The sequence below is a fragment of the Pseudalkalibacillus sp. Hm43 genome, from assembly GCF_051842935.1.
Classification (GTDB): Bacteria; Bacillota; Bacilli; order Bacillales; family Fictibacillaceae; genus Pseudalkalibacillus.
In genome coordinates, this window is sequence record NZ_JBPXRR010000001.1 from 2,801,784 (window position 1) to 2,822,775 (window position 20,992).

Annotated in this window: 20 protein-coding genes; 6 read left to right on the forward strand and 14 right to left on the reverse strand. The window is 34.9% G+C overall.

Annotated elements, in window-relative coordinates:
• Nucleotides 1–32: 32 nt before the first annotated feature.
• The 13 genes from ACSVDE_RS14635 to ACSVDE_RS14695 all read right to left on the reverse strand — a co-directional run bounded on the left by ACSVDE_RS14635 (nucleotide 33) and on the right by ACSVDE_RS14695 (nucleotide 14,929).
• On the reverse strand, nucleotides 33–1,031 hold the full coding sequence (locus tag ACSVDE_RS14635; protein ID WP_439301603.1) for a glycosyltransferase family 2 protein: 999 nt from the start codon (nucleotides 1,029–1,031) through the stop codon (nucleotides 33–35).
• The gene (gene wecB, locus ACSVDE_RS14640; protein WP_439301604.1) at nucleotides 1,028–2,158 is read right to left on the reverse strand and encodes a non-hydrolyzing UDP-N-acetylglucosamine 2-epimerase; all 1,131 of its coding nucleotides are present in this window, start codon (nucleotides 2,156–2,158) and stop codon (nucleotides 1,028–1,030) included. Before wecB ends, ACSVDE_RS14635 begins: the two co-directional genes overlap by 4 nt.
• A 1-nt stretch (nucleotide 2,159) precedes the next feature.
• On the reverse strand, nucleotides 2,160–3,269 hold the full coding sequence (locus ACSVDE_RS14645; protein WP_439301605.1) for a capsular polysaccharide biosynthesis protein CapF: 1,110 nt from the start codon (nucleotides 3,267–3,269) through the stop codon (nucleotides 2,160–2,162).
• The gene (locus ACSVDE_RS14650) at nucleotides 3,266–4,297 is read right to left on the reverse strand and encodes a polysaccharide biosynthesis protein (protein WP_439301606.1); all 1,032 of its coding nucleotides are present in this window, start codon (nucleotides 4,295–4,297) and stop codon (nucleotides 3,266–3,268) included. The genes ACSVDE_RS14645 and ACSVDE_RS14650 overlap by 4 nt, the downstream gene beginning before the upstream one ends.
• Nucleotides 4,298–4,309: 12 nt before the next feature.
• The gene (locus ACSVDE_RS14655) at nucleotides 4,310–5,167 is read right to left on the reverse strand and encodes a sulfotransferase (protein ID WP_439301607.1); all 858 of its coding nucleotides are present in this window, start codon (nucleotides 5,165–5,167) and stop codon (nucleotides 4,310–4,312) included.
• Nucleotides 5,168–6,382, reverse strand: coding sequence for a glycosyltransferase family 4 protein (locus ACSVDE_RS14660; RefSeq protein WP_439301608.1), 1,215 nt, complete (start codon nucleotides 6,380–6,382; stop codon nucleotides 5,168–5,170).
• Nucleotides 6,383–6,437: 55 nt separating this feature from the next.
• Complete coding sequence (locus ACSVDE_RS14665; protein WP_439301609.1) at nucleotides 6,438–7,142, reverse strand: sugar transferase; 705 nt, start codon at nucleotides 7,140–7,142, stop codon at nucleotides 6,438–6,440.
• A complete protein-coding gene (locus ACSVDE_RS14670; protein WP_439301610.1) occupies nucleotides 7,142–8,257 on the reverse strand; it encodes a DegT/DnrJ/EryC1/StrS family aminotransferase in 1,116 nt (371 codons plus the stop codon). Before ACSVDE_RS14670 ends, ACSVDE_RS14665 begins: the two co-directional genes overlap by 1 nt.
• A 169-nt stretch (nucleotides 8,258–8,426) precedes the next feature.
• Nucleotides 8,427–10,247: a polysaccharide biosynthesis protein gene (locus tag ACSVDE_RS14675; protein ID WP_439301611.1), complete on the reverse strand. Its 1,821-nt coding sequence runs from the start codon at nucleotides 10,245–10,247 to the stop codon at nucleotides 8,427–8,429.
• 386 nt (nucleotides 10,248–10,633) lie between these two features.
• Nucleotides 10,634–11,398, reverse strand: a complete 765-nt coding sequence (locus ACSVDE_RS14680) for a tyrosine-protein phosphatase (RefSeq protein ID WP_439301612.1) — start codon at nucleotides 11,396–11,398, stop codon at nucleotides 10,634–10,636.
• Between the two features lie 117 nt (nucleotides 11,399–11,515).
• Entirely contained in the window at nucleotides 11,516–12,217 is a 702-nt protein-coding gene (locus tag ACSVDE_RS14685; RefSeq protein ID WP_439301613.1) for a CpsD/CapB family tyrosine-protein kinase, read from the reverse strand.
• Entirely contained in the window at nucleotides 12,207–12,944 is a 738-nt protein-coding gene (locus ACSVDE_RS14690; protein WP_439301614.1) for a YveK family protein, read from the reverse strand. The genes ACSVDE_RS14685 and ACSVDE_RS14690 overlap by 11 nt, the downstream gene beginning before the upstream one ends.
• A gap of 188 nt (nucleotides 12,945–13,132) precedes the next feature.
• Nucleotides 13,133–14,929: a cell wall-binding repeat-containing protein gene (locus tag ACSVDE_RS14695; protein ID WP_439301615.1), complete on the reverse strand. Its 1,797-nt coding sequence runs from the start codon at nucleotides 14,927–14,929 to the stop codon at nucleotides 13,133–13,135.
• A gap of 163 nt (nucleotides 14,930–15,092) precedes the next feature.
• On the opposite strand from ACSVDE_RS14695, the gene ACSVDE_RS14700 reads away from it, so the two are divergent.
• The gene (locus ACSVDE_RS14700) at nucleotides 15,093–16,004 is read left to right on the forward strand and encodes an LCP family glycopolymer transferase (protein ID WP_439301616.1); all 912 of its coding nucleotides are present in this window, start codon (nucleotides 15,093–15,095) and stop codon (nucleotides 16,002–16,004) included.
• Between the two features lie 8 nt (nucleotides 16,005–16,012).
• On the opposite strand, the gene ACSVDE_RS14705 is transcribed toward ACSVDE_RS14700, so the two are convergent.
• On the reverse strand, nucleotides 16,013–16,489 hold the full coding sequence (locus ACSVDE_RS14705; RefSeq protein WP_439301617.1) for a VanZ family protein: 477 nt from the start codon (nucleotides 16,487–16,489) through the stop codon (nucleotides 16,013–16,015).
• Nucleotides 16,490–16,691: 202 nt separating this feature from the next.
• On the opposite strand from ACSVDE_RS14705, the gene ACSVDE_RS14710 reads away from it, so the two are divergent.
• From ACSVDE_RS14710 to ACSVDE_RS14730, 5 genes are all read left to right on the forward strand, one after another.
• Nucleotides 16,692–17,018 carry a hypothetical protein gene (locus tag ACSVDE_RS14710; protein ID WP_439301618.1) on the forward strand — a complete coding sequence of 109 codons (327 nt, stop codon included), beginning with the start codon at nucleotides 16,692–16,694 and terminating at the stop codon, nucleotides 17,016–17,018.
• Between the two features lie 32 nt (nucleotides 17,019–17,050).
• Nucleotides 17,051–17,413: a DUF4870 domain-containing protein gene (locus tag ACSVDE_RS14715; RefSeq protein WP_439301619.1), complete on the forward strand. Its 363-nt coding sequence runs from the start codon at nucleotides 17,051–17,053 to the stop codon at nucleotides 17,411–17,413.
• Between the two features lie 128 nt (nucleotides 17,414–17,541).
• Complete coding sequence (locus tag ACSVDE_RS14720; protein ID WP_439301620.1) at nucleotides 17,542–18,279, forward strand: hypothetical protein; 738 nt, start codon at nucleotides 17,542–17,544, stop codon at nucleotides 18,277–18,279.
• 208 nt (nucleotides 18,280–18,487) lie between these two features.
• A complete protein-coding gene (locus ACSVDE_RS14725) occupies nucleotides 18,488–19,228 on the forward strand; it encodes a PIG-L deacetylase family protein (RefSeq protein WP_439301621.1) in 741 nt (246 codons plus the stop codon).
• A 14-nt stretch (nucleotides 19,229–19,242) separates the two neighbouring features.
• Complete coding sequence (locus ACSVDE_RS14730) at nucleotides 19,243–20,325, forward strand: acyltransferase family protein (protein ID WP_439301622.1); 1,083 nt, start codon at nucleotides 19,243–19,245, stop codon at nucleotides 20,323–20,325.
• Nucleotides 20,326–20,992 lie beyond the last annotated feature (667 nt).

A 20,992-nucleotide genomic window follows, 5' to 3' on the forward strand; every position in this document is an offset into this window, starting at 1 on the left:
ATACACTCCTATTTGGATTCAGATTTATTAAATTAGGTGGTGATTTTTCTATTGTTAAGTCTTTTTTCACCTTTATAACTTGCAATTTTATAGTATATATAAGGAGTGATGCAGTATAATAAGGCACTTAATGAAACATATTTTTTAGGATAAAAGACAAGCTGTTTCATATAGTAAAATGGTTTGTATTTTCCTCTCTTTATCTTAAATAGATAATAGTTATTACTGGCTACAGCAAGTTGCCACATAGTAGCCCAGACCCACCTTGCTGCTCCAAACCTTTTAAACTCTTCTGAAAAATCTGGACGATACTTTTCAAAGTAAGATTCTAAATTTTTTATTAACTTAAAACCATCTAATCTTTTATCATCGATAAGACTCATAGCGGAATCATTTCTAATTCGATAAAAGTATAATTCACTATTTATATAGGTAAGTGTTTTTGAATTAGCAATTATTTTCCATACCATTTCCATGTCTTCACTATACCTATACCCTTCAGAAAATCTTAAGTGATTATTTTCTATAATTGTTTTTTTTACCATTAAAGAACAAATACTAATTTTTATATCAAAATACAAAAATTTAAGTAATCCTTCATATGAGGTTAAAGTATTGTTTGTATGAGTATTTTTATTAAAACTATAAAAATCTAGTCCCCAGTCTTGAGGAACAGATTTAAAACCACATATAACTAAATCAGCATGATTTAGTTTAATTTGTTTTATCATTTCGGATAAATATTCGGGAGCCACAATATCATCAGCATCTACAAAGCAAATATAATCTCCACTTGCATTATCCAGTCCCACATTTCTTGCAACACTTACCCCAGCGTTATTTTGTTTTAAAAGTTTAATTTTTAAACTGCTGTCTAACTGGAACTTTTCAACAATTGTAGAAGAATTATCTATTGAGCCATCATCTACAATGATTAATTCGAAATCAGAATAACATTGTTTTTCAAATGAGTGTAAGCATTTTAAAATATAATTTTCAACATTATATAATGGGATAATTACGCTTATCACTTTTCCTTCCTCCATACAATCCTATTTACATAATCAGTATAAGACAGGATTATTCTTAGAACCTTATCTGAAACATTAGGCATACTATAATCATATACATTCCTTAATGTGTCATTTCTTTGGGTTTCTAATACTTCTAATCCTTGTAAAATTCTTTCTCTTTTCAGCCCAACCATCATGACAGATGCCTCTTCCATCGCTTCTGGTCTCTCATGAGCTTGTCTAATATTTAGCGCTTTAAAATTAAGTATAGAGGACTCTTCGCTTATTGTTCCACTGTCACTCAGTACTGACTTTGCATTCATTTGAAGTTTTACATAATCATTAAAACCTAGTGGCTTTAATGTCTTTACTAATGGATTAAATTCAATCCCTTTATTATTTATCATATTTCTAGTCCTAGGATGGGTGCTTACAATAATAGGCATATTGTATTTTTCTGCTATCCCATTTAAACTATCAACCAAGTCTTGAAAATTAATTTCTGAATTAATATTTTCTTCCCGATGAGCTGATACTACAAAGTACTCACTCTTTTGAAGTTCCAACCTCTCTAGTACATCTGATTCTTCAATATCATTTTTTCTAGATTTAAGAACTTCAAACATTGGACTACCCGTTTTAATAATACGGTCTGCCGGTAATCCTTCTTTAAGTAAGTACTCCCTTGCAATATCACTATATGTTAAATTAATATCTGCAATATGATCCACAATTTTTCTGTTTGTTTCTTCTGGAACTCTTTGATCAAAGCATCTGTTCCCTGCTTCCATGTGAAAGATTGGGATTTGTTTTCTTTTCGCAGCGATTGCACATAAACAACTATTTGTATCTCCAAGTACTAAAAGTGCATCAGGTTTAACTTCATCTAAGATAGGATCAATTTTCACAAGAATATTCCCTATAGTTTCAACTGCTGTTCCGTTTGCTGCTTCAAGAAAATAGTCAGGTTTTTTTAAATTAAAATTGTTAAAGAAAACTTCATTGAGTTCATAATCATAATTTTGACCAGTATGGACAAGTGTATGTTCAATAGCATCTGATTCGTCTAATTTGTTTATTACTGCAGACAGTCTAATAATTTCTGGTCTTGTTCCTACAACTGTCATCACTTTTAACTTTTTCATTTTAAACCTCCAGGTAGTAAGTATCTGGTTTTTCTGAATCAAAAAGCTCATTTGCCCACATTATAGTTACCATATCTGTATCACCAAGGTTTTCAATATTGTGAGTATAGCCTGTTGGGATATCTACAACTTCCATTTTTTCTCCACTAACAAAATACTCAATGACCTCATTGGAATCTATTTTTCTAAAACGAATAACTCCCTTACCACTCACAACAAGGAATTTTTCATTTTTGGTATGATGCCAATGGTTCCCTTTTGTAATACCAGGTTTTGAAATATTAACAGATACTTGTCCTCGATCTGGAGTTTTAATAAACTCTGTAAAAGAACCTCTTTGATCAATATTCATTTTCAGGTCATAACTGAATTGATTTTTTGGCAAATAACTTAAATATGTACTATATAATTTCTTGGTGAATGGATTAGACATATCCAAAATTAAGCGCTCATCGCGACTACTTTTGAAAGAATAAATTAAATCTGCAATTTCACCAAGAGTAACTCTATAAACGGTGGGGACTTCACAAAACTCCCCAACTGAATTCATATTACTGTTTAATGCATTGATTAGTTCCTCTATTACATCATCAATATAAACCAAATTCATTGTAACACTAGGGTCGTTTACAGTAATAGGTAGATCATTTGCGATATTATAGCAAAATGTTGCAATTACGCTATTATAGTTCGGTTTACACCACTTACCGAAAACGTTTGGAAAGCGGTAAACTAGAGCTTTGGCACCAGTTTCCCGTTCATATTCAAATAATATAGCCTCCCCAGCTTTTTTACTCTTACCATATGGGTTATTAAATTCGGCTTGTATAGAGGATGAAATCATTACCGGACATTTGTTATCGTACTCTTTAAGTGTTGCAAGAAGGGTAGAGGTAAAACCAAAATTACCTTTCATGAATTCTGTTTCATCTTTTGGACGATTTACACCAGCAAGATGAAATACAAAATCTGCTTCTTTACAATACTCATTCAGGAGGGATTGTTCAGTTTCCTTAGTGTATTCAAAGATATCTGTATAATTTCTGTTACGAAGTTCTGCAATTAAATTTTTGCCTATAAATCCATTAGCACCAGTAACTAATATTTTCATACAAATACTTTCCTTTTCATATTTTTTAACTCTTCCTGAACATAATTAAGTGTTAATAATCGATCTTTAATTTGTTCAATATTCAATCTTTCTGTATTATGAGAGTTGTATTCTTCTTCAGATGATAAATTTTTATCACCTTCTACAAAATACTTATCATAGTTCAAGTCTCTCTTGTCTGCAGGAACTCGATAAAATCCGCCTAAATCTTCAGCAACTACATGCTCTTCACGTGTAAGAAGTGTTTCATAAAGTTTCTCCCCATGCCGAGTACCAATCACTTTTATTTCATTATCCACTTCGAATAGTTCTTTTATCGCTTGTGCGAGATCACCAATAGTAGATGCAGGTGCTTTTTGAACCATAATGTCACCAGCTTCAGCTTTTTTAAAGGCAAATACTACAAGTTCTACTGCTTCTTCAAGACTCATTAAAAATCTAGTCATGTTTGGGTCTGTAACAGTTAATGGTTGCCCATTTTTGATTTGTTCAATAAATAGTGGTATTACAGATCCTCTGGAAGCCATTACATTACCGTACCTCGTCCCGCAGATTAATGTTCTTTCAGGGTCAACAGTTTTTCCTTTAGCTACAAACACTTTTTCCATCATAGCTTTTGAAATTCCCATGGCATTAATAGGATATGCAGCCTTATCTGTTGATAAGCAAATCACTTTTTTTACTCCGCTTTCAATTGCCCCAGTGAGAATATTATCTGTACCAATCACATTAGTTTTAACTGCTTCTAAAGGAAAAAATTCACACGAAGGTACTTGTTTAAGTGCTGCTGCATGAAATATATAATCCACACCATGCATTGCATTTTTTACACTCCCTAAATCTCTTATATCCCCTATATAAAACTTTAGTTTGTCATTCTTATAAAGCTTGCGCATGTCCTCTTGTTTTTTCTCATCTCTTGAAAAAATTCGAATTTCTTTAATATCTGTATTAAGAAATCTTCTCATAACTGCATTTCCAAATGAACCTGTACCACCAGTAATCAATAAAGTTTTACCATTAAACATAAATTATCACCATTACCTATCAAAAGTTTTTTTTAGTATTTCATATTTATTACCGACTATCGAATTTACTATTTCTAGCTCTTTTTCAGACAAAACTTTGTATCCTTTTCCTATGCTTCTTGTGGATACTTTACAAATACTTTCTGAAATATCCGCTTCATCAATTTCATAGTTTAAGAATGTCAATATTCTTTTTAATTCTTCTTTTGGAGTTATAACGAAATCGTTATAGTCAATTGAGAGATATTTTGATTTATCCATTTTTAGAAAACTACTCTCAGATGCTTCGATGGATTTTCTCCACTGAACTGCAGAAATTTCTAGTGCAGATAAGTTGATAGCATCTTCTTCAAATCCTTTATATTTCGGTCCCCAATAACTCAATCTTTTTTCATTATTAAAATATTTTTTTATTCTATTTGTTAGATAACTACCTGCATAATAAGGTATGTCTTTTGTTGGTACGAATCTAGCTTTGTCCATAATGTATTTGATATCCAATTTTGCTTTCCATCTAATTTCAGCACTAGATACAACATCTATTGGATCTCTAAAAATAAAAAGATATTTTGCATCATCTACTAGTTCGTTAACATAATCGACCCTTAAAGAGTTAGCACAAGTTTTTTCAATTACATTTTTTACATGATATTTGTTTCTAACCCAATCAAACTTATTTTTAATAAACTCTTTTTTCTCTTTGGTAACTTGTGAGGGGGCAAACTGGTCGTCAATCTCATTTCTTAATCCGTATCGCCAAATATAATTAATTTCATCACACGGCCATGTAGCAAAATCATCGAATTTAACTAAGGTATCTCTTAGCATGTTTGTTCCTGATCTTGCAGCTCCAATAATTATAACATTCATTTACTCACCCATTTTTTCTTGGATACTTTTGTACGCATTATCTGTTGTCAAATTGTTTATGAAGTATTTTCTTGCATTTTTTGAAAACAATTGTCTTAGTTCTTTAGATTCTTTTATTTTTATTAGGTTTCTGAAATATGAATCTAAATCGCCTGTCTCACACCACAACCCACAGTTAGCTGTTTCAGTAATTAATTCTTTATAATCTGTATTTTTATCTGTTGCTGCTAGTATTGGTTTGCCAATTCTCATTAGATTCAATGTTTTTGATGGTATGTTCGGTATCGTATATCTTCTATTTAAATTAATTAATCCGACATCACTTGCATGAATTAATTGGTCGTATTCCTGGGTTGGTACAAAATCATAAATTTTAATACAAGATAATTTCTTATTTTTAATCTCATTTAGAATCTTCTTTTTTGCAGTGCCTTTACCAATGACGATGAAAACTAAATCCTTTATACTGTTGTCTTCAACTTTTTCGGCTAACTGAATTAAAAATTCTAGTTCATTTGCCGGACTAATATTACCACCAAATGTACATACAAATTTATCGGTCAAATTGTACTTATTTCTAATTTCAATTAAGTCAGATTCTGGTATTTTCTGTTGTTTTGAAGGGGTTAACCAATTTTCTAAAATAAAGAACTTATCTTTTGGTACATTATTAAATTTAGAAATAAACTCTATATTTCTAGGGGACATGCATCCCAAATAATCCGATATGTTATAGATTTTCCTTTCAATATTTCTAAATAAATTAAATACTATACCTTTCTTCATTAAACCTATGTCTAAGGCATTTTGAGGGAAGATATCTTTAACTACTAATAGATATTTAGCTGACGGATTGTTCTTTTTTATCAATTTGACTGTATAGTAAAGTGTAATTGCGGGTGTTGGATAGACAACTAGATCAAACTTTACGCCTTTAAAATACTTATTTATATTGTTATTAAAATATTGTGGTAATAACAATGCTGTAATGCCTTTCATTACTTTGTTAACCCCAAAATAATTACCTGCTTTAATCCACAATATATGATGGTTATCTTCACTTTGTAGGAAGGTTTCTTTACCATGTTTGTTTTCTAATAGAGCAGCAACATAAACATTGTGACCTTCTTCAGCATACTTTCTACTTAATTCTTTATACATATGTTCTCTTTCTTGTTCAAAAGGATAGTTCAGCATTAGAAATAAAACATTCATAAAAAAACCTCATTTATTATTATTTTCCACTTAAGTGATAGTTCACAAGAAAGCGTTAAGGTTTCGTATTCAATAACCCCTTACTCTTTTCCATAGTAGCCTGGTACTCATATTTGCTAATTTTCTTCTCTCTTAATAAATAATCACCAAAATCTTCAGCAGTATCCAATCCATCTGCACTTATACCGTCACTCTTAAATACTTTCACTAATGTCATTAAAATGATTTTGCAATCTTTTAGAAATGAAATATTGTGAATATATTCAAGATCTAGTGATAGTTTCTCTTCCCAAGTTATACCGTTTCGGCCATTAACTTGAGCCCATCCAGTAAGACCAGGTAAAACACTATGTCTCCTTCTTTGTTCTTGACTCATGAATACCATATCTCGTACTAGTTGAGGTCTGGGTCCCACAATAGACATATCACCTTTAAATATATTAATTAGTTCTGGGAGTTCATCTAAGGAAGTAGCTCTCAGTAGTTTACCGAATTTCGTTAACCTTACACTATCTGGTAATAGTTGACCTTTTTCATCTCTTGCATCTGTCATCGTTCTAAACTTATACATTAAAAAGATCTTTTCATTAAGTCCCGGTCTTTTTTGTTTAAATAAAACTGGGCTTCCCAAGTTAATTCTCACAAAAAAGGAAACAACCACCAGGACTGGACTAAGAATTATTAAAGCCAATCCTGATAATATTAAGTCCAAGGGCCGTTTAATAAATTTTTGATATGGACCAACATTTGAAACATTCATTAATCTAACCACAACCCTTTAATAATCTTAACAACTCTTTCTAAATCCTCATCTGTTATTTTCGTATCAGATGGCAAACATACTCCATTTTCAAACAATTCCTCTGCTATACCAGTACCAACAAAATTATATTTTTTAAAATATGGCTGAATATGCATCGGCTTCCAAATTGGTCTTGATTCTATATTCTCTTTTTCAAGAGCTTCCATGATATCTATTGGTCTAACATTTCCTTTTAAGGTCATTGAACTTAGCCAGAAGTTAGGGTAATCCCATTCATTAACTGGCATAAACTCAACGCCTTCCAGGTCACTAAGTTCTCTTTTATAAAAATTAAAAATCTCTCTCTTCTTAGTTACTCTCTTATCCAAAACTTTAAGCTGCCCTCGTCCGATACCGGCAACAACATTACTCATTCTATAATTAAACCCTAGCTCACTATGCTGATAGTGTCTTGCAGGATCTCTAGATTGAGTAGCCCAAAATCTAACCTTTGCAATACGCTCTTCATTATCAGAAACGAGCATACCTCCGCCAGAAGTTGTAATAATTTTATTGCCATTAAAAGAGAAGATTCCATAGTCACCAAAAGTACCCGTATGTTTTCCTTTATAATAAGTACCCAAGGACTCTGCGGCATCTTCAATGACTACTACATTATGTTTTTTGCAGATTTCCATGATCTTATCCATGTCTGCAGAGAGACCATACAGATGGACGACAATAACTGCTTTTACTTCCGGGAATTTTTTGAAAGCCTCTTCTAAAGCTTCAGGACACATATTCCAGGTTTTAAAATCACTATCTATAAAAACAGGAGTTGCATTTTGATAGATAATTGGGTTTGCAGTTGCTGAGAAGGTTAAAGTTGGACAAAAAACAATGTCCCCTTCACCAATACCAGCTGCTCTTAGTGCCAGGTGAATGGCTCCAGTACCTGAGGAAAGTGCAGCTGCAGCATTGGAACCAACTATAGTTGAAAATTCATTTTCAAACTCGTTCACATTCTTTCCTAATGGAGCTATCCAGTTTGTTTCAAAAGCGTCTTTTACATATTCCATCTCAAAACCTTCATCACTCATATGTGGTGAAGAGAGGTATATTCTATCTTTCATTTTAGGAGTCTTCCTTCCATAAATTATTGCTTATTTATCTTAGTAGTTTAGTACTTATTTGAATTCTTTAGTTCCTATGTATCCCTAAATAACTACTAAAGCACTAAGTGATTCTCACAATGGAAAACCCATCTTGATAGATGGGTTTTCCATTGTAATGCTATAAGTATTAATTAAGGTTACTCACTAACAACTCTTCTTGTTTCTTGTTAGCTAGTTCCAACACATATTTTGATAAATCTTCTTTATTGAAACTCCAGTGATTTTCAACTAAATAAGATACTCTGTCATATTCAATCTCAACTGACTTCCCAATGAAGATTTTAGGGAATACTGCTTCAGGATGGACTTCATTTTCACCAAGAAGCTCCTCATACATCTTTTCTCCTGGTCGAATCCCTGAAAACTTTATTCCAATTTCATCAACAGCATAGCCTGATAGCTGGATAAGGTTCTTAGCAAGATCTACGATTTTTACTGGTTCTCCCATATCCAATACAAATATTTCTCCTCCACTTGCTAAAGCTCCAGCTTGAATGACCAAACGAGATGCTTCTGGTATCGTCATAAAGTATCTTGTCATCTCTGGATGTGTAACGGTTACCGGTCCCCCAGCTTCAATTTGCTTTTTGAATAATGGAATGACGCTACCTCGACTTCCTAATACATTTCCAAAGCGTACTGCCACAAAATTGGTATGGCTCTTACAATCTAAGTCTTGAATAACCATCTCAGCAATGCGTTTTGTGGATCCCATTACATTTGTCGGGTTTACCGCTTTATCGGATGAAACAAGAACAAATGTACCTACACCAAATACATCAGAAGCATCTGCAACATTCTTTGTTCCGATGACATTGTTTTTCACAGCTTCTTGTGGATTGTATTCCATTAGTGGAACATGTTTATGAGCGGCTGCATGATATACGACATCCGGTCTATGTGTGTTCATCACTTCAAAGATACGGTCTCGATCCTGGATATCGGCAATAATCGGGATGATTTCAAGTTGCTTACCGTATTTTTGTTTTAGTTCCATATCAATTTGATAGATTGAATTTTCTCCATGACCTAATAGTAAAACCTTTTTCGGTTTGAATTTACATACTTGCCGGCAAATTTCCGATCCGATGGATCCTCCTGCACCAGTTACAAGGATGGTTTGTCCGAATAATTCATTAGAGATACTTTGTATATCCAGTTCTACAGGATCTCTTCCTAATAGATCCTCGACTTTCACATCCCTAAATTGGTTGATGGAAACATTGCCGAGCATAAGATCTTCTATCTTTGGAAGGATCTGTGTCTTAACGTTTGTCTTCATACATTCCTGATAAATTCGATTTAATTCTGATTTCTTTAAAGAAGGAATGGCTATAATAATATGATCCACTTCTAGTTTATTTGCAACTTTACTTATGTCTTTGGAAGTTCCTAGAACCGGTACACCGAGAATTTCAAGTTGTTGCTTTTTTACATCGTCATCCACAAAAGCAACCGGATTTAATTCCGTTATGTTATTTTGTCTTAATTGTCGTAATACCATCGTTCCAGCTGAACCAGCGCCGATGATTAATGTTCGTTTTTGTTTATGTTTTGGACTTATGTATGTATCTCTATAGATGCGCCAAATAAATCTTGAACCTCCAATTAATAGCATGTGCAGCATCCAGGTTATGATGAGTGCTTTAAAAAAGATATCTTGTACAATCAAAAGTTGCGCTAACCCTGCACCTACAATTGAAAACGTTACGGTCTTAAAGATGACAACCAATTCTCCAATACTTGCATACTGCCATACTCGCTTGTACAACTTATAATAATAGGATAAAATATGATGACTGATTAATAGCACGATCGAGCTTGCAAGAATCGACTCTGAAAATAACACCTTATGGTAACTTAATAGATAGCTACTTACATAGATTGCAGATAGCACAATAATGGAATCTACGAAAATCAAAAAGGAAATTCTTTTTCGATATGTCACTTACTTACACCTCGATTCATTTTTTATTCTTTGTTCAATGGCATGATTGATTTGGATCCTGATTTCTTCTATTTGTTCTAAGGGTGCATCTTGTTTTATGTATCGTATGGCTTTATTAATGGATTTCGGAAATGATTCATTATTTCTCAAAAACATCTACCTCTCCTAAATGAGGATCATCCAATAAAATAACCCTCAAAAAAACATATATACTACGAAAGTTATAAATGGCGAATATAAGATAATTATGTATTTAGGCATCTAACCCGCCCTCACGCTATACTCGTGACAACGAAGTGTCTAAGGTGTGTTTCTACCCACAGTATAGCCGAGTGCCTCCATTGATAGTGGTGAGGAGACATTACCCCTTGGGAAGATGAACCTATTTAGAAAATCCCAAGAAACCTTTTCTTAATCTGTAATGGTGATTCTAGATGTATGGTTTCCCCTTGAATAAGTAGTTCTGCGTTTTCCATCATCATATATCTTTGGCTAATACCAAACTTCTTTTCAATTTCCTCATAAGCAGGTCGTAAATTAAATCCACGCGATGTTGTATTATGTGCATCTGAGGCTACAAAATGTGTTAGATTGTGTTCTATAAGTTGGTAGGAGAATTTCCTGATTGATTTCCCGAATTTTCCAATTACACTAGATGCTGTGACTTGAGTTAAAGCGCCATCACTTACCAGTTCATACAACTTTTCAGGGCGCTCAATCAACTCCTGGTTTCGTTCAGGGTGAACGATTACCGGGATTAGCCCAACGAGTTGAAGTTCAAATATTAATTGCTTGGCGTAGCGAGGGACATGATTAGATGGAAATTCTAAAAAGATGTATTTCCCGCCATTATTCAGGGATAATAGTTCACCTTTTTCATAATCCTGTACCATTTCTCCATAGATTCGGTTTTCTTGTCCTGGTAGGATCGTTAGTGGAATTTGCGCTTCATTTAGCTTTTCATTCAATTGTGTAACATGTGTATGTATATCAGTTTTGTAATTATCATATCTACCGTTTTTATGGTGGGGAGTGGCGATGATTTGTGTAATCCCCTCATCAACAGCCGCATTTGCCATCAATAGACTTTGTTCAATTGTCTGGGCTCCATCATCGATTCCAGGTAGGATGTGGCAATGTATATCAATCATGTTTAATCACACCTATTTTTAGGTTAACTAGTACATTTTTCCTGTTTACGAATGTTATCTTAACAAAATATCCCACGAATGGAAAGGGGGGAATTTTGTCGAATCCCCCATTTTTTATCAATTACTACCATAGTAATAATAATAGTTGCCTTTTTTCATCTTTTTTCGGTTCAATACGACACCTAAGACCTTTGCTTTTGCAGAATTTAGGAGTTCTTTTGACTTTAGTGCCATCTCATTTTCCGTTTTGCCGCTTGAAACGACGAGCACTACACCATCACATAGGTTAGCAAGTACTTGACCGTCCGTTACAGCCAATACCGGTGGCGAATCGAAGAGAATAAGATCATAACTCTCTTTCGCTTCTTCCACTAGTGCTTTCAATGCACGTGACCCTAGAAGTTCAGCTGGGTTTGGCGGAACCGGACCACTTGCTAATATATCTAGGCGATCGATTTCAGATGAATTAATACATTCGGAAAGATTAGCTTGGCGAGTCAACACATTCGACAAGCCACGGACATTACTTACACGGAATGTGTAGTGGGCTGTTGGTTTTCTCATATCTGCATCAATAAGTAGTACTCTTTTTCCTTGTTGAGCCATGACGACAGCCAGGTTTGCTGCAGTTGTCGATTTCCCTTCCCCAGGTCCTGAAGAAGTCACCATGATTGTTCGATATTCTTGATCGATGGCAGAAAATTGAATGTTTGTACGAATGGTTCTATATTGCTCTGAAATTGGTGACTTTGAGTTGAAATGTGTAATTAGGCTTCTTTCTTTAAAGTCCCGTATCGTTTTTCGTTGATTACGCTTCAATGCTTTCACTTCCTACTCGATGCTTTAATTGATTGCGGTGTGGATTGGTTTGTTCTTCATCCATTTCAGCAATTACTCCCAATACAGGAAGGTCTAGTAACTTTTCTAAATCTTGTTCAGTCTTAATTGTATTATCCAAATATTCTAGTAAGAATGCTAAACCTACACCAACCATTAATCCGACAACCATTGCAATAGCAATGTTAAGAGGTGGATTCGGGCTTACAGGAGATGCATTTTCTTTCAATTCTGCTTTTGATAGAATTTTCACATTATCAACATTCATAATCGATGTGATTTCCGCTTGGAATGTTTCCGATACGGTGTTGGCAATATTAACAGCCATTTCTGGATCAGGGTCCTTTACAACCACTGAAAACACCTGTGAATTCTGCTCGCTGTTTACTGTCACTTTTTCGGTCAATGAACCGACTGAGTCCAACCCCAATTCTTCTTGGACTTTTTGAAGAATCGTTGGACTTTTGATGATCACTCGGTATGTATTAATCATTTCGACATTTGTTCGCACTTGATTTATGTCCAAAGATTGTTGTCCTTCATTTGATTGATTGACAAGAATTTGTGTTGAAGATTGATAGATTGGAGTTAGAAAGAAGTAACTAATGACCCCACTCATCCCCATTGCAATGACGGTGACCAGGATAATCATCCAGATCCGCTTCTGTAACGTTGCAAATATTTCTTTGAGACTGATTGTTTCTTCCATAATTTCCCCCACTAAATGATAAGTTCTATATTTCATCCCGTATTATAGCACATTTAACTGGCATAAATCGGGAAATTTTTTGTTAGTTTTGTAAATATTAGTCCAAATATGACATTTGCACTATCATTCTAGAATAATTTTGGCACAAAAAAGGAACCAGTAATCCGTTACTGATTCCCTAATTTTGTTTATTCAGTTAAATCACTAAGTTGATATTGAACATTAACGACGTCCGAACCGCCTAACAACTTAAAGTGTGTCATTTGGTTGCTTGTAACATTCTTTTGAATTGCATTTGGTACAGAATCCGTTTTCACCAGCAATATTGGGGTATTTCGTTTGGCGGCTAAAACAGAACCTGTAAGTGCATCCGCAAACTTGTAACCTGTAGCGACGAAAGCTTCTTTCGCGGTACTATGATATTTTTTTACAACCTCTGCATTCGTGTCCCAACGCTCTGCTCCAGAAATCCGATTGGCATCAGGAAGATTTTTCAGTATGTTATTCGATACCATGCTAGTTCCACCTACGACAATTGATTTCTTAACGCCTTTCAGAGCTGTAGATGTATAACCTGGTAATTCATTGTTGTTGGTTAATAAAATCGGGATTCCGTTTCGCGCCGCATATGGTGCAATGGCTAAGGCATCCGGGAACTTCCATCCGTAGGCGACTACTGCTTGATCGTAGTTGACGCCCAATTTCTTCATTTCTTCTGCAATAAGAGCTGCAGTATGATAACGGTTTTTCCCACCGATACGTTGTATGTTTGTAATACCCAATTCAGTTTTAATCGAATTTTTGACTTTGTCACTTACCGCAGATCCACTGCCTAAAATGACCACTTTTTTAGCACCTAACCGTTTGATTTCATTCTTGGTTGCATCATTCAGCTTGCCTGTATTCGTTAACAAGATTGGTGCATTCAGATGATAGGCAAGTGGGGCACCAGCCAATGCATCCGGGAAGTCGAAAGCTCGAGCTAACACAACTGTATCCGCTGTCTTCCAGCCTTCCTTCGAAATTTCAACAGCTGTTTCATACCGCTCTTTACCTGATAACCTTTCTGCAAAATCTCTTAATGTACTAGAGGCGGCATAACCAATGGTTCCATCTTTCAGTTGAACTTTGTACCATACATAATGTTTGTATCTCATGCCACTATCAGAAGTCCCATGTTTGTGTGATTGATCATATACAAAAGAATCCAAGATGGTTACTGTTTGAAATTCATCATTCTCGATGTTACCAACATCTCTAGAATCACGGTATGGTCCGCTTCTGATATTTGCTCCATATACTGTTTTGGTGATACTCGTATCATTAAACTGATGCTTTGTCGTTTGAGCTGGTTTTTCTGTTTTGTATAGCTGCTTTTCAAAGTATAGTAGATCATTTTCATAACGGAATTCTGAAGGATTAAACTTTATTTCTGCAAGGTTGATTCCAGGGTTATACGCTTCAAGGAACCCAAAGACTTTGTATTGATACGCGTCTTTATTGATTGTTCCGTCTGCTTTTTTGACCGGGCTGTTTGCAGGAACCAATCCGTTATATGCCATTACGGCAAAATACCAATTTTCTAATTTGTCTTTTGTTTGGTCGTTGATGTTTGGAATTCTTTTACCAGACATATTCCATTTTTCTAATAGTATTTGAAGACCTGCATCGATATTGTACTCGATATCGGATTTCAACTTTTCTTCGTTAAACTGGCTTTTATCGGTTACTTGCATGATTCCGATTCCACCGTCTGAAGTAATATGGGGTTGACCATTTTTAAACTGATCCCATGCACTTTCCGCATATGCTACCGCTTTTACGATTTCAGGTGGAATTCCCTTTTCTATCGCTTTTTCAGTTAGCAATTTATTAATCTCTGAATAGGATGGATTTTCATAGGATTCTGCTGCTAAACTATCCTGAGGTATGTAAAATGACGTGAGTGCAAAACAAAGTATTAAAGCTACAAATTTTTTATACAAATGATCCCTCCTCTTTTTTTCTCATTCATTCTATCAAATTTACCAATCTATTACCATTTAATTTTCCATATTTAATAATTTTTGGTAGTATTGCCTATTCCTTCTGGAAGGGTTATAATCTCTATCAGATTTACTAATTTTTAGAGTTGGGAATGGTATTTGAATGATAAAAAAAATCCTATTGATATTAGGTAGTTTAGTAGGTATTGGGATTTTAGCGTTAGGTGGATATGGATATTATCTATATGACTCTGCAAAGGATACAGTAAATGAGATGCATGAACCCATTGAATCCAGCAGACAAACGCCTCCACCAAAAGTAGATGGGAATAAAGATGAACTGGAGCCTATTTCGATCCTCTTAATGGGAGTGGATGAAAGGAAAAATGATCAAGGTCGTTCGGATACCATGGTCATTATGACATTGAATCCCCAAGATAATTCCATGTATATGTTCAGTATACCGAGAGATACAAGAACTGAAATTGTTGGAAGAGGAACAATTGAGAAAATCAACCATGCATATGCGTACGGCGGAACTCAGATGACAATTGACACTGTAGAAAATTTCTTAGATATTCCTATTAACTATTATTTCAAAGTGAACATGGAATCTTTTAAAGACATCGTAAATACGATGGGTGGAGTTAGTGTCAATAATAGCTTCGGCTTCTCAGCTGGAAGATATAGTTTCTCTGAGGGGAATATTCATTTGAATGGAGATGAAGCCCTGGCTTATGCCAGAATGCGTAAGAAAGACCCTCGTGGTGATTTAGGTAGAAACGATCGTCAGCGTCAAATCATTACAGCGGTCATTAACGAAGGTGCTCAAGTATCCACTATCACGAAGTTTGATGACATCTTAAATGTTCTTGGTAAAAACATTAAGACCAACATGACGTTTGATGAGATGAAAGAGGTTCAGAAAAACTATAAAGATGTTCGACATAACATCGAGACTTTTGAAGTAAAAGGACATGGACAAACCATTGATAAACTTTGGTATTATATCGTTTCTGACGAGGAACGTAATCAAATTACGAACAAACTGAAAAGTCACTTGGAATTGAGCTAGAGCGGATTTTACTCCGCTCTTTTTTTGTGTATGTTTTTTATGAAGATGGTACCTAGTATGATGCCAACCGTGTCAATGAGGACATCTTCAACATGCGGACTTCTGTTCGGCGTAAATCCCTGGTGGATTTCATCTGATGCTGCGTATAACACACCCAATATTATCGCAAGCCATAAACTGTAATTTAATGTCTTAGTGCGGTATTGCGCTCTAAATAGCAATACACCCAATATGAAATAGACTGTGAGGTGTGCACCTTTACGAATGAAGAATTCCAAAAAACGAGCTTCCCCAAGAGCTTCTATGCTCACTTCTTCACCTGCATAGTCAAAGTTCACAAAGCTGAATGTATTCACCCACTCCAATGGAATCTTTCCACTTAGAAACGGCTTGATATCCTGATCCTCATACGGTTGCGAGGAAGAATAAAAGATAACCCCAGCCCAGAGTAGAACCGGCAACCAATAGACGATAAACTTCTTCATAACCGAACTCCTTTATGTACCTGGTACCTTTTCAGAACCCTTGGTATATCTATGTTAAACTTCAGTGCCTGACACCGATTAGAAACCCTTGATATAATGGATATGTACGGAAGTACTTGGCACTAGTATAATTTTGAGACCTTTTTCTTTTTTGTGCGTATACATTAATGTTAGAGCTTTCAACTTGAAAGGAAGAATTCAAATGAAGACATATAAAATATTACAATGGATTACGGGTGGTTGTGAAGCACTATTAGCAATTCCTGTTCTTGGAGGGGCATTTGTAATCGGCAATGGCTATGTACCATTATTCGTGATGCTTGGGTTGCACATCCTGACTCTGATTTATGCGAGTAAAGAAGCGAGCATTGGGTTCCAGCGTGCAGGAAGCATTTTGGGCATCATCACCTCCGCCATAGCCTGGATTCCGTTTATCGGTTGGTTCATGCACAGCCTTACAGCAATTGTACTTCTCATCAGTGCTATATTCAGTGATAAAGAGAAAACAAAAGTCAAAGCGATTGATTAGTTGCCTAAATATTAATAAAGGAGTGATGAAACATGGAAACAAATCACGATACACTAACAAAGAATGAAAAGAATTGGGGCATGTATGTTCATTTAGCTGCATTTATTGGCTATCTTACAGCTGCACTCGGGTTTATTCTGGGTCCCCTAGTCTTATGGTTAATTAAAAAAGATGAGTCATCTTATATTGACTATCATGGAAAAGAAGCGGTGAATTTCCAAATCAGCTTTTTCTTATATGGATTGATTGCTGGTGCACTGATGTTGGTCCTTATTGGAATGGTCCTTCTCCCTATAGTGGTGATTCTTCATTTAATCTTCATGATCATCGGCACCATTAAAGCGAGTGAAGGAAATTATTATCGCTATCCACTAACGATTCGATTCATAAAATAACGCTAAAGCAAATTGCATAAAGTATTGAGGTGGAATTAGTACGTTAATTCACACCTCTTTTTTTATGTGACTGATGCTAAAATAGATATTAAATCATAACAAAAAAGTCTAAATCAGGGAGGTCTAGTATGGGATGGTTTTTGGTTTATTTTATTATGGGATGTTTTATAATCCTTTCTTTAATGTCAATTGGTTGGTTCATATATGCCTATCGGATAAAATCTTGGAAGTTTATGATTGTTTCACTCCTCTTCTATCTCCCAATGTCGATTGCTCTTATGAAAATTCCGCTCGAATCTGCCCTTTACCTCTTAGCCCTATGGAACTTGGTGGTGATCATATTTTGTTTACGGTTTTCGTTCCAGAAGAAGTCTACTGCTAGAATATTCGTATCTTTCATCCTACTGATCTCTTTCTTCGCCGCTTTCATTCCCATTTTTCATGAAACTATCCAGCACGAAATTATTGTAAGAAAAATGGACACTACTGAGATTCCTGTACCCGTTGTCAAAATCAATGATGAAGCTTCTTTAATTGGAAAAGTTGAAAGAATGTGCTGGGGGATTGATTGTATGGAAGGACACCCTGGGCCATATGTACTTCCCATTGATCCGATAGGTATAGCGGAGTTTGATATTCAGGGTAAAGCACATATTGAAATCAATTTAAATCAAACAGAGAGAGATTATAAATCTATTCGGTATATGTACATAGAGAATGATGAAATACATGATAAAACAATCCAAAGATCTTCATTTACCTTACCTTCAACCATACCTGAACAAGTTGTTAAAGTAACTGTAGAAATGAAAGATACACAAAAGTTCACTTTCGCTTTTGGAATCAGAAATGGGAACAGACCTTAAAAATTCACAAGCAATGATTCCGAACTACAGATGCATCCTTTTCAAAAGGATATGCATCTTTTCTTTTCTAACTTTTCTCCCACATAAAAATTCTTAAGGGTCTCTTCCTTATAACAATTTGGTAGACATAACATTTCTTTACCCTCGAGAACAGTATTTTATGGTGTGATATAATATTTCTTTAGAACAATTAAAGGACGGTTTTATAATGAGAGTTAAAAGCTTTACAGTTTTATTACTCATCATTTTCTTTATAGGCTTTATGATATTTACTGCTTCAAAACCTAAAGGGGTAGCGATATTCTATTCACCTCATCCAGATGATGAAACCTTATCTATGGGTTCTACCATTGTGCATTACATAAAGCAAGGGTATGACGTGCATGTTGTCCTTTTGACCGAAGGCGGAGGATCCGCAGTTAAAGGAAAGATAAATGAAAAATTACAAAACGAGAAGAAAGCTCCTCTAACGGTAGAAGAATTCAAGAAAGCTAGAGTGAAAGAATTTAAACTTGCTGTCAGTGAATTAGGTGCAGATGAGGAAAATGTCCATATATATGGTTTCACAGACGGGAATCTGAAGATCGATAATGTCAATTCGGTCATGGCAAACTTTGACGAAAGATATCCAAAAGCTCAACATTTCGCCTTCAGTTATTATGATCCACATCCTGACCATGCAGCAACAGGAAAAGCGTTGCGGGACCTTCTTCAATCAGGGCGTGTGAACGAAGGGATGTTCTTTGTTCCCCGATATGTAGATGTGAATGTTGGTGAGATTGCACCGTTTGAATTCCGTTATTTGAAGGATGTAAAACCTGCATTGGATGCCTATGGTATATGGAATCCTGAGAACGGTTTTTATAGTATAGGGAAGATTTCAGTCACTGAATCATTTAAGTTAATGGAAAAAGATCCAAAAAATAAATGGCATAAATTAGAGAAATAGTGGGGCTTTTAATAATGAAAGAAATCAAATTAAGTAGAAGAATTGATGCGCTGGATATTGCACGAGGTATTTTGGTTATTTTAGCTTTGTTTGTGAGTAATATCCCACCAGGTGGTTATGAATCGTTACGACACGCTCCATGGTATGGATTAACCATTTCCGATGTATTGTTCCCGGGATTTTTGACGTTATTTGGAGCAGGATTGGCTGTAGCGTATCGAAATAGTATCCGGTGGAAAAAAGTGTTTAAAAGGACTTTCTGGTTTTGGGTAATCGGACTTGCTTATAATGCTGTCGTCACTTGGAATAATGATTTAAGTACTTTAAGAATTACAGGTGTATTACAGCTTTTTGCAATCTCTGGTTTAATTGCTGTAATTCTTACCATTGTTAGCCGAACTTGGTTGTACGTTACATCTACAGCATTGGTCATATTAATTGGTTATTCAATCTTGCTAAGCTTTGGGGGGCAAAGCTGTACAGATCAACTTGTACAACCTGACTGTAATCCATTACATAAGATAGATGCTATGATCTATGGAAATGAACATACTTATCATAATGGAACTAAGGGATATGACCCTGAAGGGACCCTCTCAATGATTTCTGCAGTAGCAAACATCCTATTAGGTTATGGTGCATCCAGAATCATACTGGCTGCAAAACGCTATAAAGTGAGGTTGTTGACGGTCTATGCATTAGGATTGATTGCAATCACACCGGTCTTTTCTCTATTTGTACCAATTGCAAAAAAGATATGGACTCCATCATTTGTAACCTTAACCTCTGGCATTACCATTCTAGTTTTGGCCATTATATATTATATTTATGATCAAAAGTTTGCTGACCAAGTAAAAGCACCTACATTTCTAATGGCATTGGGGAGAAACAGTCTATTAATTTATTTCGGTAAAGACCTTGTTACTTCTGTATTACAGAATCTCAAGGTTGATACTCAATCCATTCAAATGTGGTTAAGAGACTTCATTCCTGAAGCTGTACCACACGGACACCTCATTTATGCATTAGGCATTCTAGGCTTATGGACAATTCTAGCCCTGTATTTACACCGGAAAGAATGGTATTTTAAAGTCTAATGACAAAGAACCTCTCTACCTAAACCTAATATCCGGTTAATGCAGAGGTGCAAATGAAAAAATATCAAAGTAAAACGCACTGGATTTCACAATGAATTCACAGTGCGTTTTTTATTCTTATATTAAACGATTTCAATATTTTCAGTTCAAAATCCATATGTATTCACCAACTAACACCGACTTAATGGATTACGAATTTGTGTTGTAATGTGTATGAGATTTCAAAGGAAACTTGAAAATTATGTTAAAATGTAGGTGCGAAGGATAGTATTAAACAGGTGTTTTTTATAATAAAGAGTCTTTAATTACACTTATATTTCACAATAAGTTTTTTTGACAAAAATCTTCATAATGTTTTTTTAAGAATGAGAAGGTTACAAAAACTACCGAAGATTTAAGGAGGAAGTAATGAACTCTAACACATTACTTAATCTAATGGTATTTATAATTAATGTTCTGTTTTTAACAGTAATAGCACTCTTTGCTGTTTGGGGTTTCTTTAGTATTATTTTTTATTATATATGGTTGGCCATCGGAATAGTTAGTGCAATTTGGTTTGCGTTTTACTTTAGGAGATTTACAAATGGAAAAGAATTTATGATTAAAAGTCTTTTACATGGGACTTTTATTTATACTGTTCTCATAGTTTTTAATGTTATACAAGCGG